This is a genomic window from Streptomyces sp. Y309 (genome assembly GCF_056712025.1).
The window spans coordinates 8,308,725-8,323,770 of the sequence record NZ_CM160048.1; the positions used below are offsets into that span (position 1 = coordinate 8,308,725).

Below are 15,046 nucleotides of genomic sequence, written 5' to 3' on the forward strand. Positions count from 1 at the left end.
CCGGCTAGGGTGCGCGCATGAGCACAGGACGGGCCGGTGCCCGCGCCGCGGTCGGGGACTGGGTGATCGCCGTCGGTGTGGCGGCGGCGCTGCTGGTCACCGGGCTGTCCGGGAAGCACTCGGCCACGAACCTCGACCTGCTCGGCTACGCGTTGCTGACGGCCGGCGGCCTGGGGCTGGCCGCGCGCCGCCGGGCTCCGGTTCCCGTCCTGGCGGTCACCGGGCTGTGCGCGGTGGGCTATCAGGCGGCCGGTTTCGACGTGCCTGCCGTCGCGTACCTGTTCGCTGTGTACGCGGCCGTACGGGCGGGACACCGCACCCTCACGGTGGCGGCGAGCGTGGCCATGCTGGCCGTGCTCCCCCTCGCGGCCCTGGCGTCGGGCTCGCACGGCACGGGCGAGGCGTTCGCGCAGGCCCGGGGCGCCCTGGAGCTGGCCTGGCTGATCGCGGCCGGCGCCGCGGGTGAAGCGCTGCGGCAGGCCGAGCGGCGGGCGGACGAAGCCGAGCGCACCCGGGAGGAGACCGCGCGGCGCCGCGCCGACGAGGAGCGGCTGCACATCGCGCGGGAGTTGCACGATTCGCTCACCCACCAGATCTCGGTCATCAAGGTGCAGTCCGAAGTCGCCGTCCACGTGGCCCGCAAGCGCGGCGAGCAGGTGCCCGAGGCCCTCCTCGCGATCCAGGCGGCCGGACGTGAGGCGAGCCGGGAGCTGCGCGCGACGCTGGAGGCGCTGCGTGACGACGACACGACCCCGCCCCGCGGGCTCGACCACGTCCTCGAACTGGTGGAACGGGCCCGTGCCATCGGCCTGGACGCGACGCTGACGATCGACGGACAACGACACGACGTGCCGACCGCGGTGGGCCGGACCGCCTACCGGATCGTTCAGGAATCGCTCACCAACATCGCCCGGCACGCCGGCGCCGACACGGCGTCGGTGCGGATCGACTGGCGCCCGGACGCCCTCGCGATACGCATCGACGACGACGGCAAGGCCACCCCCGACACCCCCTTGGTGCCCGGCGTCGGACTGCTCGGGATGCGCGAACGCGTCACGGCCCTCGGCGGCCGCCTGCACGCGGAGCCACGCGCGAACGGCGGGTTCACCGTCCAAGCCGAACTCCCCGTGGAGCGGACGCCGTGATCCGTGTCCTGCTGGTCGACGACCAGCCGCTGATCCGCAGCGGATTCCGCGCGCTCCTCGACCTCGAGGACGACATCGAAGTGGTGGCCGAGGCGGCCGACGGGCAGGAGGGCCTGGCCCTGGTCGAGCACCACCTGCCCGACGTCGTCCTCATCGACATCCAGATGCCGGTCGTCGACGGCATCGAGGCCACCCGGCGCATCGCCGCGGACCCGGCCCTGGCCGACGTACACGTCATCATCCTGACCAACTACGGCTTCGACGAGTACGTCTTCGACGCGCTGCGGGCCGGCGCCGCCGGATTCCTCGTCAAGGACATCGTGCCGGAGGACTTCCTCCACGCCGTACGCGTCGCGGCGCGCGGCGACGCCCTGCTCGCACCGTCGATCACCCGCAAGCTGATCAACCGGTACGTCACCCAGCCGCCCCCCATCGCGACCACGGGGCTGAAAGAGCTGACCAACCGCGAGCGCGAGGCTGTCGCCCTGGTCGCGCAGGGCCTGTCCAACGACCAGATCGCCGACCGCATGGTGATCAGCGCGCTGACCGCGAAGACCCACATCAACCGGGCCATGGCCAAACTCCACGCCCGCGACCGCGCCCAACTCGTGGTTCTCGCCTACGAATCCGGCCTGGTCACCCCACGCAACCTCTGACGTCGACGGTCACCAAGGGGAAGGGGGGAAGGCGGTGTTGACGCGGCAGCCGGTTCCGGCCGGCACCTGGTCATGACGTATCGTCTCGCGATATCGGAGCTCGACATGGCGTGGGCGTGGGCTCCGAGGCGATGTGGGGCTTGTGCCCCGAGGTGACGTGGGGCGTGTGCCCCGAAGGCGAAGGGAGCACGGCGATGAGCGGATCCTCGGCCCCGGCCGCGGACGGGGAGCTGACGCGGCGGCTGGGTGTCGCGGACGCGGTGGTCATCGGCCTGGGGTCGATGATCGGCGCGGGCATCTTCGCCGCGCTCGCCCCGGCGGCGGGCGCGGCCGGATCCGGGCTGCTGGTCGCCCTGGCACTGGCGGCGGTGGTGGCTTACTGCAACGCCACCTCCTCCGCGCGCCTGGCCGCCCGCTATCCGGCCTCCGGCGGCACCTACGTCTACGGCCGCGAACGCCTCGGCGACTTCTGGGGCTACCTGGCCGGATGGGGCTTCGTGGTCGGCAAGACCGCCTCCTGCGCGGCCATGGCGCTGACTGTCGGCTCGTACGCCTGGCCGGGGCACGCCGACACCGTTGCCGTGGCCGCGGTGGTGGCGCTGACCGCGGTGAACTACGGCGGAGTTCAGAAGAGTGCCTGGCTGACGCGGGTGATCGTCGCCGTGGTCCTGGCGGTCCTTGCCGCCGCCGTGACCGCCGGCCTCACCGCCGACGGCGCGGACGCGGCGCGTCTGGAGTGGGGCACGGACGCCACCGGCACCGGGGTGCTGCAGGCCGCGGGGCTGCTGTTCTTCGCCTTCGCCGGGTACGCGCGCGTCGCCACCCTGGGCGAGGAGGTCCGCGATCCGGCCCGCACCATCCCGCGGGCGATCCCGCTCGCCTTGGGCATCACCCTGGTCGTCTACGCGGCCGTCGCCGTCTCCGTGCTGCTGGTTCTCGGGCCCGAGCGCCTCGCCGACGCCACCGCGCCGCTGTCGGAGGCCGTACGCGCCGCCGGTGCGGGATGGCTGGCCCCGGTGGTGCGCGTCGGCGCGGCGGTCGCCGCGCTCGGCTCCCTCCTCGCCCTGATCCTCGGGGTCTCGCGCACCACCTTGGCGATGGCCCGCGACCGCCACCTGCCGCACGCCCTGGCCGCCGTGCACCCGCGGTTCAAGGTGCCCCACCGCGCCGAACTGCTCGTCGGCGCCGTCGTCGCGACGCTCGCCGCCACCGTGGACGTGCGCGGAGCGATCGGCTTCTCGTCCTTCGGCGTGCTCGTGTACTACGCCATCGCCAACGCCTCGGCGTTCACGCTCACTTCGCAGGAGGGGCGCCCGCCCCGTGCCGTCCCGGTGCTCGGCCTGGCCGGGTGCCTGCTGCTCGCCTTCACCCTGCCGACCGCCTCCGTCGTCTGGGGCGCCGCGGTCCTGGCGCTGGGCGCGGCCGCCTATGGGGTGCGCCGCGCACGCACCACGCGCCGCGCGTCCTGATCGGTGGGACTCTCGGCCGTGCCGGGCTTTCGTCCGGGCGGGACTCTCGTACGTACGAGGGAACGGCCGGGTTCCGCATTGCCCCGCCTCTGCCTCACGCCCGACGATGTCCACACCCGACAACCCATCGAGGTGAGGCGGCGTCCATGGCAGGGATCCGGGCGTGGGAAGCCAGGCTGACCGGCACGAGCGCGCCGGGCGCGGCGATCCTCATCCGCCTCTACGTCGGCTTCGTCTTCGCCTCCGAAGGCATCCAGAAGTTCCTCTACCCCGACCAGCTGGGCACGGGCCGGTTCGACAAGGCCGGCATCCCGGCGCCCGGCTTCTTCGCCCCGCTGGACGGGGTCCTTGAGATCGGCTGCGGCCTGCTCATCCTGGCCGGGCTGCTCACCCGGCTCGCCGCCGTTCCGATGGTGGTCAACATGCTCGGCGCACTGCTGATCACCAAGCTGCCGATCCTGTGGGGTGAAGCCCGGCTGTTCGAGGGCGAATCCGGCTGGTGGGACTTCGCCCACGAGTCCCGCACCGACCTCGCGCAGCTGTGCGGCAGCCTCTTCCTGCTCATCGCCGGCGCGGGCGCCCACTCCCTCGACGCCCGGCTGACCCGCGCCCGGGCCTCCGCGCCGGCCGAGCCGACGACCGCCCGCGGCTGATCATCCGCGGCTGATCACGCGAGTCACCCGCGGCTGCTCACGCGAGCGCGTCGCCGCCGAGGACCTCGCGGGCCAGCTCCGCCAGCGCCTTGCGGTCCTCGGCCAGCGCCTGCTTCCCGGCCTCGGTGGCCCGGTAGACCCGGCGCGTACGGCCGTCGACCACCCGCTGCTCGGAGACCAGCAGCCCGTCCGCCTCCAGCCGGTGCAGCGTCGGGTACAGCGTGCCCGGGCTGATCTGGTAGCCGTGTCCGGCCAGCTCCTCGGTCATCCACGCGCCATGGATCTCTCCCTCGGCCGCGTGATGCAGGATGTGCAGCCGCACCGCACCCCGCTGGAACTCTCGCACGTGACACCTCCCTGCCCGTCCGGCAGTGACGGAACCGATATCGGTAGCCGATCCTACGCGGCACGCGAAAAGGGCCGGCACCGGGAAGCTGCCGACCCTTTTCTGTCATGTCAGCCGCGGCAGGCTCAGCCTGCCGGCGTGCTTACAGTGCGCGGACGCCCGACGCCTGCGGGCCCTTGGGGCCCTGCACGATGTCGAACTCCACGTGCTGGTTCTCCTCCAGGCTGCGGAAGCCCGAGCTGTCGATCTCCGAGTAGTGCACGAAGACGTCCGGACCGCCGTCGGCCTGGGCGATGAAGCCGAAGCCCTTCTCGGCGTTGAACCACTTGACGGTTCCCTGAGTCATTGCTGCTCCTTACAGGGGCTGGGTTGGGGTACTCGCACCGTGCGAGTTCCCGGCCGGTTCACGACGCGGCTGCTCCAGCGACCTGGAAGGCAAGCTTCGCGCCCGCAACATCGTTCTCTGCGAGCATGCGATTGACACAAACACACAAATAAAACTGCGACCGCCTCGTACAACCAGGGTGCCGCCGGAATCATTCCCGTCACGGCAGAACAGGTCCTCGTGCGTCGGCGAAGGCTACGGCCGGGTACGTAAGCGTCCTCACATACCTGTGCGTACCACCCGCCCTAGCGTCGGCGGCAGAGAGCAGGAACCGCCGCACTGGGAGGACGATCACCATGGCTACCACCGCACACGCATCGCCCCGCACCGCAGCCCTTCCTCTGTACGAGGCCTGGGGCGCCGCGGCCGGTCTCGTCGGCGGTATCGGGATGGGCGTCTGGATGTCGGTGTCCAGGCCGATGATGGACACCGCGATGATCGAAATGGTCGCGGGGCTGCTCGGCTCCACCAATGCCTTCGCGGGCTGGCTCATCCACCTGGGCATCGCCGTCTTCGCGGGCATCGGCTTCGGGCTGCTGCTCGGCCGATATGCGCAGAAGATGGTCCCGGCCGTCGTCCTCGGCCTGGCGTACGGCGCCGTGTGGTGGGTGGTCGGCGCCCTGTGGATCATGCCCGCCAACATGGGCATGCCCGTCTTCGAGTGGAACGCCGTGACCCGCTCCAGCCTCGGCGCCCACCTCGTGTTCGGGGCACTCGCGGGCCTTGCCTTCTCGTGCATCGCCCAGGTGACGGGCAAGCAGCGGTCGAACCTGGCCGGGGGATGACCCCATGCCGTCGGCGTCAACTCCCGCCCCCGGTCTGCCACCACGGGGTGCCGCCCAGCATGGCGGCACCCCGGCCGACGGTGCCGTGCCCTACTGTCTGGCCGACAGCGCTCAGGCGTTGTCGCAGCCCGTGTGGGGCAGCGCGCCCCCGCCCTGGGCCCCGGGACGACGCGAGGAGATATCCCGCATGACCGATGCCGCACCCGCCGGCGCGGAGGCCGACAGGACCTGGTGTCTGGCCGAGGTCGACATCTTCTGCGACCTCGACGAGCAGGAGATGGCCCGCATCGCCGACGCCGCACCGATGAAGACGTACGCGGCCGGAGAGATGCTGTACTCCCCGGCCCAGCCCTGCGAAGTGCTGTTCATCCTCAAACAGGGCCGGGTCCGCGTCTTCCGCGTCTCCGCCGACGGCCGGGCCCTGACCACCGCCATCGTCACCCCCGGCACCATCTTCGGTGAGATGGTCCTGCTCGGGCAGCGCATGTACGGCAACTACGCCGAGGCCCTCGACGACGTCACGGTCTGCGTCATGAGCCGCACCGACGTGCACCGGCTGCTCCTGGCCGACCCGCGGATCTCCGCCCGGATCACCGCGATCCTCGGCCGCCGCCTCGCCGACCTCGAACAGCGCCTGTCCGACAGCGTTTTCAAGACCGTCGCCCAACGCGTCGCCACCACCCTGGACACCCTCACCACCGCCCAGCCCCCGGCAGGCCCGCTGCGGCCCACGGCCCGGCACCCCCAGATCGCCCTCACCCACGAACAGCTCGCCGCGCTCGCCGGCACATCCCGGGAGACCTGCACCAAGACCCTGCGCGAGTTCGCCGACCGCGGCCTGCTCCGCCTGGCCCGCGGCCGCATCACGATCCTCGACCCGGGCCGCCTCCGGGACGAGGCCGGATAGCGGCCGGCCTCCGTCCGCGAACGTCGGTGTCGCCGGTGTCGCCGGTCACGTCGGTCAGCAGCCTCCAGAGGTGCCGGCCGCGCCGCCGATCTGCAGGGCGGCGGGAGCGGCGCAACACCCTTCGGCCTGCTCGGTGTTCTCGGGTTCGTCGAAGAGGCCCGAGCCGCCGCACACGCCGGTCTCGGGGAGGGTGAGCTCGACGCGCTCGGCGGCTTCCCGGTCTCCGGCGAGGGCTGCGGTGATCGAGCGGACCTGTTCGTAGCCGGTCATGGCCAGGAAGGTGGGGGCGCGGCCGTAGGACTTCATGCCGACCAGGTGGACGTCCTTCTCCGGGTGGGAGAGCTCGCCCACGCCGTGGGGGTAAACGGTGCCGCAGGAGTGGACGTTGGGGTCGATCAGCGGGGCCAGCGCCGCCGGGGCCTGGAGGCGCTCGTCCAGGCCGAGGCGGAGCTCGGAGAGGAAGGTCAGGTCGGGGCGGAAGCCGGTCAGGACGATGACCTCGTCGACCGGGTCCAAGCGGCGGCCGTCCTCGGCGACGAGCACGAGCCGGCCGCCGTCCCGCTCGACGGACTCGGTGCGGAATCCGGTGACCGCGGACGCGTGCCCGTCCGCCACCGCCGCCTTGGCGCGCAGGCCGAGCGCGCCGCGCGCCGGGAGCTGGTCCGCCTCGCCGCCGCCGAAGGTGTCGGCACCGATGCCGCGCCGCAGGATCCACACCGCGTGCGTGCCCGGCGCCTCCTTCGCCAGGTCGGCAAGCTGGGCGAGGGCGGTGAAGGCGGAGGCGCCGGAGCCGACGACCGCGGTGCGCCTGCCCGCGTAACGAGCGCGTACGGCCGGGTCCTTGAGGTCCGGGACCCGGTAGGAAATGCGGTCGGTGGCCGCCCGCTCGCCGAGGGCGGGCAGGCCGTTCGCGCCCAGCGGGGCGGGCCCGGACCAGGTGCCGGAGGCATCGATGACGGCGCGGGCGCTGATCCGCTCCTCGCCGCCCTGCGCCGTGCGGATGTGGACGGTGAAGGGCTGCTCGTCGCGGCCGGCGTCGACGATCCGGTCCCGGCCCGCGCGGGCCACTCCGGTCACCGTCGCGCCGCAGCGGACCTTGTCGCCGAGCGCGTCGGCCAGCGGCTGGAGGTAGTGCTTCGCCCAGTCGCCGCCGGTCGGGTACGTCGCGCCGTCCGGGCGCACCCACCCCGTCGGCGCCAGGATCTTCTCCGCGGCGGGGTCGGTGACCTCGCTCCAGGGGGAGAACAGGCGCACGTGCGACCACTCCCGTACAGCAGCGCCCGCCGCCGGGCCCGCCTCCAGCACCAGGGGTTCGAGACCGCGCTCGACGAGGTGCGCGGCGGCTGCCAGACCGACCGGTCCGGCACCGATGACCACGACGGGCAGCTGATCGTTGGTGGGCGCGCTCACGGGAATCCCCTTTGCTTCGACTGCTGTCGATGTCTTGTGTGCGGCCAGCATGGCACCTGTTTCGATGGGCGTCAACATAGACATCTATCGAAACAGGTGAGGGCGTCAGGGTGCTGCGCTGACGTCCTCCAGGAGGCGCCCTGATCACTGCCCGGCCGCGAACTTCTTCCGCCAGGCCAGCGACACGTACACCAGCGCCACCAGCACAGGGACCTCGATGAGCGGGCCGACGACGCCGGAGAGGGCTTGGCCGGAGGTGACGCCGAAGGTGGCGATGGCGACCGCGATGGCCAGCTCGAAGTTGTTGCCCGCGGCGGTGAACGCGAGGGTGGCGGTGCGGTCGTACGCGAGGCCGATGGCCTTGCCGAGGGCGAACGTACCGAACCACATCACGGCGAAGTACACGAGGAGCGGCAGCGCGATGCGGGCGACGTCCAGCGGCTGGGAGGTGATCGTCTTCCCTTGCAGGGCGAAGAGGATGACGATCGTGAACAGCAGCCCGTACAGTGCCCAAGGGCCGATCTTCGGCAGGAAGTTGGCCTCGTACTTCTCGCGGCCCAGCTTCTGTTCGCCGATCCGCCGGGTCAGGAAGCCCGCGAGGAGCGGGACGCCGAGGAAGATGACGACGTTCAGCGCGATCTTCCACATGGAGATGTCCAGGTGCTCGCCGTCGCCGAGGCCGAGCCAGCCGGGCAGCAGGTCGAGGTAGAACCAGCCGAGCAGGCCGAACGCGAGTACCTGGAAGACGGAGTTGAGGGCGACCAGGACGGCGGCGGCCTCGCGGTCGCCGCAGGCGAGGTCGTTCCAGATGATCACCATGGCGATGCAGCGGGCGAGGCCGACGATGATCAGGCCGGTGCGGTACTCGGGCAGGTCCGCCAGGAAGATCCACGCAAGGGCGAACATCACGGCCGGTCCGAGCACCCAGTTGACGACCAGTGAGGAGGCCATCAGCTTGCGGTCGCCGGTGACGGCGTCGAGCTTGTCGTAGCGGACCTTCGCCAGGACCGGATACATCATGATCAGCAGGCCGAGCGCGATCGGCAGGGAGATGCCGCCGACCTCCACCTTGGCGAGCGCGTCGTCGAGGCCGGGGATCAGGCGGCCGAGGCCGAGGCCGAGGGCCATGGCGAGCAGGATCCAGGCGGCGAGGAAGCGGTCGAGCGTCGACAGCTTCGCGACGACCGAGGGCTCCTCGGTCGTCGCGGTGGTCGCGGGTGCTTCGGTGCGGGTCACGGGCAGGCCCTCTTGTTGTCGGCGGCGGTACGCGCGGTCTCGGCCAGGTCGGCGAACTGGTCGGCGAGTGAAGCGATGACGTCCGGCCGCAGCTTGTAATACGTGAAGCGGCCGCACGGCTCCGTCTCGACGACCCCGGCTTCCCGGAGCACTCTCAGGTGGTTGGAGAGGTTGGTCTGCTTCGCACCCGTCTCCTCCACGAGGTGGGTGGTGCACAGCGTCTCGCGGGCGAGCAGGGTCACGATCCGGAGCCTGAGCGGGTCGGCCAGAACGCGGATCAGTTCAGTGTCGACTGACGTCATCATGGGCTGATACTCTCACATCAGTGGTGGCTGACACCATCGGGTGCTGATGTGCTCTGTGCCCGTCCCTGTTGCGAGACAAGTGCGAGACAAGAGAGACGCCTGATGTCCGACAAGCCCTCCGTGCTGTTCGTCTGCGTCCACAACGCGGGCCGCTCCCAGATGGCCGCCGCGTGGCTGAGCCACCTGGCCGGGGACCGCGTCGAGGTCCGCTCCGCCGGATCCGCCCCCGCCGACCAGGTCAACCCCGCCGCCGTCGAGGCCATGCGCGAGGTCGGCGTCGACATCTCCGCCGAGATCCCGAAGATCCTCACCGTGGACGCGGTGAAGGAGTCGGACGTCTGCATCACCATGGGCTGCGGCGACACCTGCCCGGTCTTCCCCGGCAAGCGCTACCTGGACTGGCAGCTCGACGACCCGGCCGGCCAGGGCGTCGCTGCGGTCCGCCCGATCCGCGACGAGATCAAGAAGCTCGTCGAGGGCCTGATCGAGGAGATCGCCCCGGAGCGGCCGGGACCTAGGGTGTGAGCGCGACCCCGGACGAAGCAGGGAGACGGACACCCATGGCACCGTACGACGTCAAGCGGGAGCTCAAAGAGTTCTACGCGCCCAAGAACACGACGTGGGCCGTCGTGGACGTTCCCGAGCAGCAGTTCATCGCCGTCGACGGTGCGGGGAACCCCAACACGGCGCCCGCCTATGCCAACGCGGTCGAGGCTCTGTACGCGGTCGCGTACACCCTGAAGTTCGCCGCCAAGCGCACGCCGGGCGGCGACTTCGTCGTCGCTCCGTTGGAAGGGCTGTGGTGGGCGGACCGGCCTGAGGCCTTCACCAGCGGCGCCAAGGACACCTGGAACTGGACCATGCTCATCAGCATGCCCTCCTGGATCACCAAGGAGATGATCGAGGACGCCAAGCAGACCGCGCCGGCCAAGAAGAAGCTCCCCACGATCTCCCAGCTCCGGCACCTCACCCTGCACGAAGGCCCCAGCGCCCAGGTGCTGCACATCGGCTCCTACGACGACGAGGCCCCCGTGCTGCACGAACTCCACCACACCTACCTCGAGGCCAAGGGCCTGCGGCCGTCCGGCTTGCACCACGAGATCTATCTGAGCGACCCCCGTAAGACCGCCGCCGAGAAGCTGAAGACCGTCTTGCGCCAGCCGGTCGAACACCTCGGCCGGTAGCTGTGGAAGGCCTCGGCCGGTAGCTACGGCCCCGAACGCAGCCCGCCGGCAGGGTCCGGCTCAGGGCAGGATCGAGTCGACGTACCCGCCGTCCACCCGGACCGCACCGCCCGTGGTCGCGGAGGCGAGGGATGAACTCAGATAGACCACCATGTTCGCGATCTCCTCGGGCTCGATCAGCCGCTGGATCAGCGACTGCGGCCGGTGCAGACGCATGAACTCCCGCTGTGCCTCGTCCCATTCGAGGCTGCGGTCGACCAACTCGTACACGAAGTCCTCGACGCCGCCGGTGTGAGTCGGCCCGGCGATGACGGAGTTGACGGTCACGCCGGTGCCCGCGGCGTCCTTGGCGAAGCCGCGGGAGACCGCGAGCAGCGCGGTCTTGGACATGCCGTAGTGGATCATCTCGGTGGGGGTGACCACGGCCGAGTCGCTGGCGATGTTCTGGATCCGGCCCCAGCCGCGCTCCTTCATCCCCGGCAGATACGCGCGTGTCGTCCGCACCGCGGCGAGCACGTTCACCTCGAAGTACCGGCGCCATTCGGCGTCGGAGATGTCCTCGGCGGGCCGGGCCCCGAAGATTCCCAGGTTGTTGATCAGGATGTCCGTCTGCGGAAGCGCGGCGAGCACCTGCTCCAGGCCGTCGTCGGTGGTGATGTCACCGGGGGCCGCCAGCATCTCCGCGCCGGGGTTCGCGCCGCGCAGCCGCTGGACGGCGGCGTCGACGGATTCCTTCGTACGGCCGTTCACCGCGACGCGCGCTCCGGCGCGGGCCAGGCCCGCGGCGATCGCGGCTCCGATTCCCTGGGTCGAGCCTGTGACCAGGGCTGACTTTCCGGCGAGGTCGATCAGCACGTTGTGCACCTTCTCTGCCGTTGTGGTGTCGAGCGGTTCCTTTCAGTTCCAGTGGATCATCTTGCCTCAAGAGCGGGTCTTGTGGGGGAGTGACGGTTCCTCATGGATCCGGGCCGCCTCGGAGGGGACCGACCGAAGCTTTGGGGAGCGCTTTGGGGGTGTCAGGGGGTGTTGCGATATTTCCGTTGTCGGCCGAGTGGGAGCGGGACAGACTGGCCGGGTGACGGGGATGGGGCGTGCGGAGCGGCCGCTGCGCGACTTCGGGGCGGCGGCCGAACAGGGCGCGGGCGGGGACGAGTTGGCGGTGGCGCTTTCGCGAGCGGTCGCGCCCGTGGTGGCGCACGACGCGTCGCGGCTGGTGGCGACCAGCCCGGCGACGGCCTGCTTCCCCGCGTCGTTCAGCTTCTGGCACGGCTACGAACCGGCATTCACACGGGACATGCTGAACGCCTTCGGCACCGACCCGTACCGGCCGCAGAACCTCGCGCGGCGGTCGGTGCCCGCGGCCATCCTGGGCGCCGGCGGCGGGCAGCGTGGTCGGTCGGCCCGGGAGCTGCTGTCCCGGCACGGCGTCAGCGGTGAGCTGCGGCTGGTATTGCGGGACGCCCGCGGTGTGTGGGGGATGCTGGGCCTGCTGCGGGCCCAGGGCGGCAAGTGCTTCGACGCGGCCGACATGGAGCGCGCGGCACGGCTGGCTCCCGCGCTGATCGCCGTACTGTGCCGGTATGTCGCCGCCGGTCCGCGGACACCGGAGTTCGCGGCGCCGCCGCCCGGCGTGCTCATCATGGGCTCCGACGGCGCGTTCAAGGCGGCCACACCCCCGGCCTACCTCTGGCGGCAGCGGGTCGAGGCCCGCACCTGCCTCCCGGCCTGGGCCGGCGATGCGTTCGTGACCGGGATGGCGATGCGGGTGCAGGCGCACGCCCACGATCCGAGCGTCCCTCTCCCGCTGGTCGTGTCCCCGGCCGCCAGCCACGGCCGTTGGACAGCCATGTACGGCCAGCCGCTGGGCGACGGCAGCGGGAATGTGGCGGTCACCGTCCAGGCGGCGACCACGGAGCAACTGCTGCCGTCGTTCTGCGACTGGTACGGCGTCACCCCGCGCGAGCGCCAGATCATCACCCACCTCCGCGAGGCCCGCGCCCCCAAGCAGATCGCCCGCGGCCTCGACCTGTCGGTGCACACCGTCAACGACCACCTCAAGGCGATCTTCCGCAAGACCGGCGCCACTTGCCGCGCCGAACTCATCGCGGCCGTGACGAACTGAGCTCGCGCCCGCACCGCCGTTTTGATCAACTCTCTGGTGAGGCGGGCAATGTGGGGGCGGTCCCGGGCCGCCCCGGCAGCATCGCCGCACTTACGCCGCAGTCAGCCTGTCCGACGGGTCGGGCCCTGGTGCCTGTCCAACAGAGTTTCGGGCTTGCGCTTTCCGTTGCGGCAACTTCTACGGTCATGTGTGTGGCCGGAGAGACCGGCCCGGCGAGGGAGGCACCGAAAATGGCCTGGTCGATCGCGGAGGTGGCGCGGATGTCCAAGGTGACATCGCGGACGCTGCGGCATTACGACGAGATCGGCCTGCTGCCGCCCGCGTGGATCGGGAGCAACGGGCACCGCTACTACGAGGAGGCCGATCTGCTGCGGTTGCAGCAGATCCTGCTGATGCGGGAGCTTGGGCCTGGGGCTGCGCGAGATCCAGGCGGTCCTGGACAGCCGGCTCGACCAGGTGGCCGTGCTCCGTGAGCACCACCAACGGCTGCTCGCGGAACGGGACCGGCTGGAGACGCTGGCCCGCACGGTCGGCCGGACGCCAACTACCAGGGCATCTGCCGGTTCTGGACCCCGACCGCGGCCGCGTACAAGGGAGTGGGCCAGACCTATGTCGACGACCCGCAGATGCGGGCGAACTTCGACAAGATCGCCGACGGTCTCGCCGTCTACCAGCGCGATGCGAGGACCGTGTACGCCGATGCCCGGCTGAGCTGACCGCACGCGCCTAAGGGCCGTTCGGCGGGTGCGGTGAGGTCTCTCACGTCACTCGACGCCAACAAGGTACGACAAGCTCGCGGTCCGCTACGAGGCGACCGTCCAGGCTGCGACCACGGCCTGAGCGACGGCCGAGTCACTGCTCAAGGCAGCGAACCAGGAATGTCAGTCCCTCTGGGCTGCGCAACCGCACAACACGAGGACCGGTTTTCTGGGACCAGGTGGCCGAGTCTTGGCCGTGTTCGTGTGCGCGTACGACAACGCTGTCCAGATCCTCGACGTCGACCGCAAGTTCCCACTGCGGAACGGATGCACTGGGTTCACGTGTAGCGATGAAATCGGCGGAGTTCAGAGGGGTCCCCATCATCCTGTCGTAGAAGTGCCGGGCCTTCTCAGGCTGGTCGCACGTCAGGACCATGCGGTGCGGGGCACCCGCCAAGTGGGACGGGAACTGCCATCCGGTGAAGCTGCGCGGCTGCCACAGGGAGAAGGCGGCACCTACCGGATCGATCAATGTCGCCGTGCGCCCCTGATCGCCCGCGTCGAAGGGAGGTACGACAAGACGAGCGCCGTTCACTGTCGCCACTTCGACGCGGCGATCGACATTGTCGACTGCCAAATAGTAAGCGATGTGGGCGGGTGTTCCCGGCGGGTAGACCGGGTTCGCCAGGTCGCTCACGCTGCCGATCAGGTGGCCGTCGCTGGCTATCTTGGTGGCCTTTCGCCAGTCCTTCTCGTCCACCGCGAAGCGCCAGCCCAGCGTCTTCGAGAAGAAGGTGGCGGTGCCGGCCAAGTCACGGGTTTTGAGGTCCATCCAGCAGAACTCGTTCAATGAACCCAGACGGGTCCTCATCCTGTGCTCCTTGTCGTCTCGATGCCGGGTATCGAGTGCTCGGACGACTCCGCAACAGATCTTTCGGCTGCGCTGCGCAGAAGGGCCGAGCCGACGGCAAACCGGGTCCTCCGCACCGATTCGAGCCGTCACCGTCCCTCGGTCCGGCTCTGGCTCTCGCTCCGCCTGTGATCTCGCCGGATCTAGTCGCCGGTCGTGCCGTCGAGCATCTCGCGCAGGATGTCCAGGTGGCCGTTGTGGCGGGCTGTCTCCTCGGTGAGGTGGAGGAGGATCCAGCGCAGGTCGACGTGGAGGCCGTCGCGGATGGCTCGCTGGGCCTGCTTGTCCAGGCTGTTCCCGGCGACCAGTTCGCGGTAGCGGGCGCTGTGTTCGGCGTATTCGTCGAGCAACTGCGTGAGCGGGAACTCGACGGCGATCCGCATCTCGCGGTCGGGGTCCTCCTCGGTCCAGGGGCCCTGGTCTTCCTCGCCGAGGAAGACCACCTGGAACCAGTAGTACTCGACCCAGCGGAGGTGGTTGATCACCCCGCTCATGGTCATCAGCGGCGAGCCCGGCAGGAGCGCCTTGCGGGCGTTCTCCGCAGAGACGCCCTCGCACTTGGCGCGGGCGGTGTCACGTGCGTAGTCGAGAAACGTGGTGAGCTGGGTGCGCTCGTCCCACGCGGACGGCGTGTCATCGATTCTTGTCATCGCGCGAAGCGTCCCCGATCACCGCGACCGATGTCGAGGCATTTATCCGCCCGGCATGATCCGCCGGACGGGCCGTCGTCGGGCAACTGAACGGCCGGCCCGCTCCGTCGAGCCATTGATCCAAGGGAAGTCGCGTCAGTGCGGGGGGATGATGGCGTGCGGGCCCTCGCATGGTGCTGACGGGA

General features: G+C 70.5%; 18 protein-coding genes and 1 pseudogene. 11 read left to right on the plus strand and 8 right to left on the minus strand.

Annotated features, from left to right (window positions below; genetic code table 11):
* Positions 1-17 precede the first annotated feature (17 nt).
* From AC0KTA_RS34785 to AC0KTA_RS34800, 4 genes are all read left to right on the plus strand, one after another.
* Positions 18-1,145, plus strand: a complete 1,128-nt coding sequence (locus tag AC0KTA_RS34785) for a sensor histidine kinase (protein WP_481052169.1) — start codon at positions 18-20, stop codon at positions 1,143-1,145.
* Positions 1,142-1,801, plus strand: coding sequence for a response regulator (locus AC0KTA_RS34790; RefSeq protein ID WP_481052170.1), 660 nt, complete (start codon positions 1,142-1,144; stop codon positions 1,799-1,801). Before AC0KTA_RS34785 ends, AC0KTA_RS34790 begins: the two co-directional genes overlap by 4 nt.
* Before the next feature lie 194 nt (positions 1,802-1,995).
* The gene (locus AC0KTA_RS34795) at positions 1,996-3,270 is read left to right on the plus strand and encodes an APC family permease (protein WP_481052171.1); all 1,275 of its coding nucleotides are present in this window, start codon (positions 1,996-1,998) and stop codon (positions 3,268-3,270) included.
* Between the two features lie 146 nt (positions 3,271-3,416).
* Positions 3,417-3,923: a DoxX family protein gene (locus AC0KTA_RS34800; RefSeq protein WP_481052172.1), complete on the plus strand. Its 507-nt coding sequence runs from the start codon at positions 3,417-3,419 to the stop codon at positions 3,921-3,923.
* Between the two features lie 37 nt (positions 3,924-3,960).
* Here AC0KTA_RS34800 and AC0KTA_RS34805 read toward each other — a convergent pair whose 3' ends face one another.
* Together AC0KTA_RS34805 and AC0KTA_RS34810 are read right to left on the minus strand one after the other, a co-directional pair.
* Positions 3,961-4,269 (minus strand): Rv3488 family transcriptional regulator, encoded by a 309-nt coding sequence (locus AC0KTA_RS34805; RefSeq protein ID WP_481052173.1) that lies wholly within the window; start codon positions 4,267-4,269, stop codon positions 3,961-3,963.
* 142 nt (positions 4,270-4,411) lie between these two features.
* Entirely contained in the window at positions 4,412-4,615 is a 204-nt protein-coding gene (locus tag AC0KTA_RS34810) for a cold-shock protein (protein WP_481052174.1), read from the minus strand.
* 335 nt (positions 4,616-4,950) lie between these two features.
* On the opposite strand from AC0KTA_RS34810, the gene AC0KTA_RS34815 reads away from it, so the two are divergent.
* Positions 4,951-5,439: a hypothetical protein gene (locus tag AC0KTA_RS34815; RefSeq protein ID WP_481052175.1), complete on the plus strand. Its 489-nt coding sequence runs from the start codon at positions 4,951-4,953 to the stop codon at positions 5,437-5,439.
* 187 nt (positions 5,440-5,626) lie between these two features.
* Positions 5,627-6,346 carry a Crp/Fnr family transcriptional regulator gene (locus AC0KTA_RS34820; protein ID WP_481052176.1) on the plus strand — a complete coding sequence of 240 codons (720 nt, stop codon included), beginning with the start codon at positions 5,627-5,629 and terminating at the stop codon, positions 6,344-6,346.
* 54 nt (positions 6,347-6,400) lie between these two features.
* Here AC0KTA_RS34820 and AC0KTA_RS34825 read toward each other — a convergent pair whose 3' ends face one another.
* The 3 genes from AC0KTA_RS34825 to AC0KTA_RS34835 all read right to left on the minus strand — a co-directional run bounded on the left by AC0KTA_RS34825 (position 6,401) and on the right by AC0KTA_RS34835 (position 9,297).
* The gene (locus AC0KTA_RS34825) at positions 6,401-7,756 is read right to left on the minus strand and encodes an FAD-dependent oxidoreductase (protein WP_481052177.1); all 1,356 of its coding nucleotides are present in this window, start codon (positions 7,754-7,756) and stop codon (positions 6,401-6,403) included.
* Between the two features lie 144 nt (positions 7,757-7,900).
* A complete protein-coding gene (arsB, locus tag AC0KTA_RS34830; RefSeq protein WP_481052178.1) occupies positions 7,901-8,992 on the minus strand; it encodes an ACR3 family arsenite efflux transporter in 1,092 nt (363 codons plus the stop codon).
* Complete coding sequence (locus tag AC0KTA_RS34835; protein ID WP_481052179.1) at positions 8,989-9,297, minus strand: ArsR/SmtB family transcription factor; 309 nt, start codon at positions 9,295-9,297, stop codon at positions 8,989-8,991. The genes arsB and AC0KTA_RS34835 overlap by 4 nt, the downstream gene beginning before the upstream one ends.
* Positions 9,298-9,399: 102 nt before the next feature.
* Here AC0KTA_RS34835 and AC0KTA_RS34840 point away from each other — a divergent pair, with 102 nt between their 5' ends.
* Positions 9,400-9,822 (plus strand): arsenate reductase ArsC, encoded by a 423-nt coding sequence (locus tag AC0KTA_RS34840; protein ID WP_481052180.1) that lies wholly within the window; start codon positions 9,400-9,402, stop codon positions 9,820-9,822.
* A 35-nt stretch (positions 9,823-9,857) separates the two neighbouring features.
* Positions 9,858-10,481 (plus strand): GyrI-like domain-containing protein, encoded by a 624-nt coding sequence (locus tag AC0KTA_RS34845; RefSeq protein ID WP_481052181.1) that lies wholly within the window; start codon positions 9,858-9,860, stop codon positions 10,479-10,481.
* A gap of 60 nt (positions 10,482-10,541) precedes the next feature.
* Here AC0KTA_RS34845 and AC0KTA_RS34850 read toward each other — a convergent pair whose 3' ends face one another.
* The gene (locus AC0KTA_RS34850) at positions 10,542-11,336 is read right to left on the minus strand and encodes an SDR family NAD(P)-dependent oxidoreductase (RefSeq protein WP_481052182.1); all 795 of its coding nucleotides are present in this window, start codon (positions 11,334-11,336) and stop codon (positions 10,542-10,544) included.
* Positions 11,337-11,565: 229 nt separating this feature from the next.
* On the opposite strand from AC0KTA_RS34850, the gene AC0KTA_RS34855 reads away from it, so the two are divergent.
* The 3 genes and pseudogenes from AC0KTA_RS34855 (at position 11,566) to AC0KTA_RS34865 (ending at position 13,319) form a co-directional block, all read left to right on the plus strand.
* Entirely contained in the window at positions 11,566-12,603 is a 1,038-nt protein-coding gene (locus AC0KTA_RS34855) for a helix-turn-helix transcriptional regulator (protein ID WP_481056670.1), read from the plus strand.
* Positions 12,604-12,833: 230 nt separating this feature from the next.
* Positions 12,834-13,143: pseudogene (locus AC0KTA_RS34860) on the plus strand (MerR family transcriptional regulator); the annotation flags it as partial.
* Positions 13,144-13,199: 56 nt separating this feature from the next.
* A complete protein-coding gene (locus tag AC0KTA_RS34865) occupies positions 13,200-13,319 on the plus strand; it encodes a TipAS antibiotic-recognition domain-containing protein (RefSeq protein ID WP_481052183.1) in 120 nt (39 codons plus the stop codon).
* Positions 13,320-13,455: 136 nt separating this feature from the next.
* On the opposite strand, the gene AC0KTA_RS34870 is transcribed toward AC0KTA_RS34865, so the two are convergent.
* The gene (locus tag AC0KTA_RS34870; RefSeq protein WP_481052184.1) at positions 13,456-14,172 is read right to left on the minus strand and encodes a VOC family protein; all 717 of its coding nucleotides are present in this window, start codon (positions 14,170-14,172) and stop codon (positions 13,456-13,458) included.
* Between the two features lie 182 nt (positions 14,173-14,354).
* Positions 14,355-14,861: a DinB family protein gene (locus AC0KTA_RS34875; RefSeq protein ID WP_481052185.1), complete on the minus strand. Its 507-nt coding sequence runs from the start codon at positions 14,859-14,861 to the stop codon at positions 14,355-14,357.
* Positions 14,862-15,046: the final 185 nt, after the last annotated feature.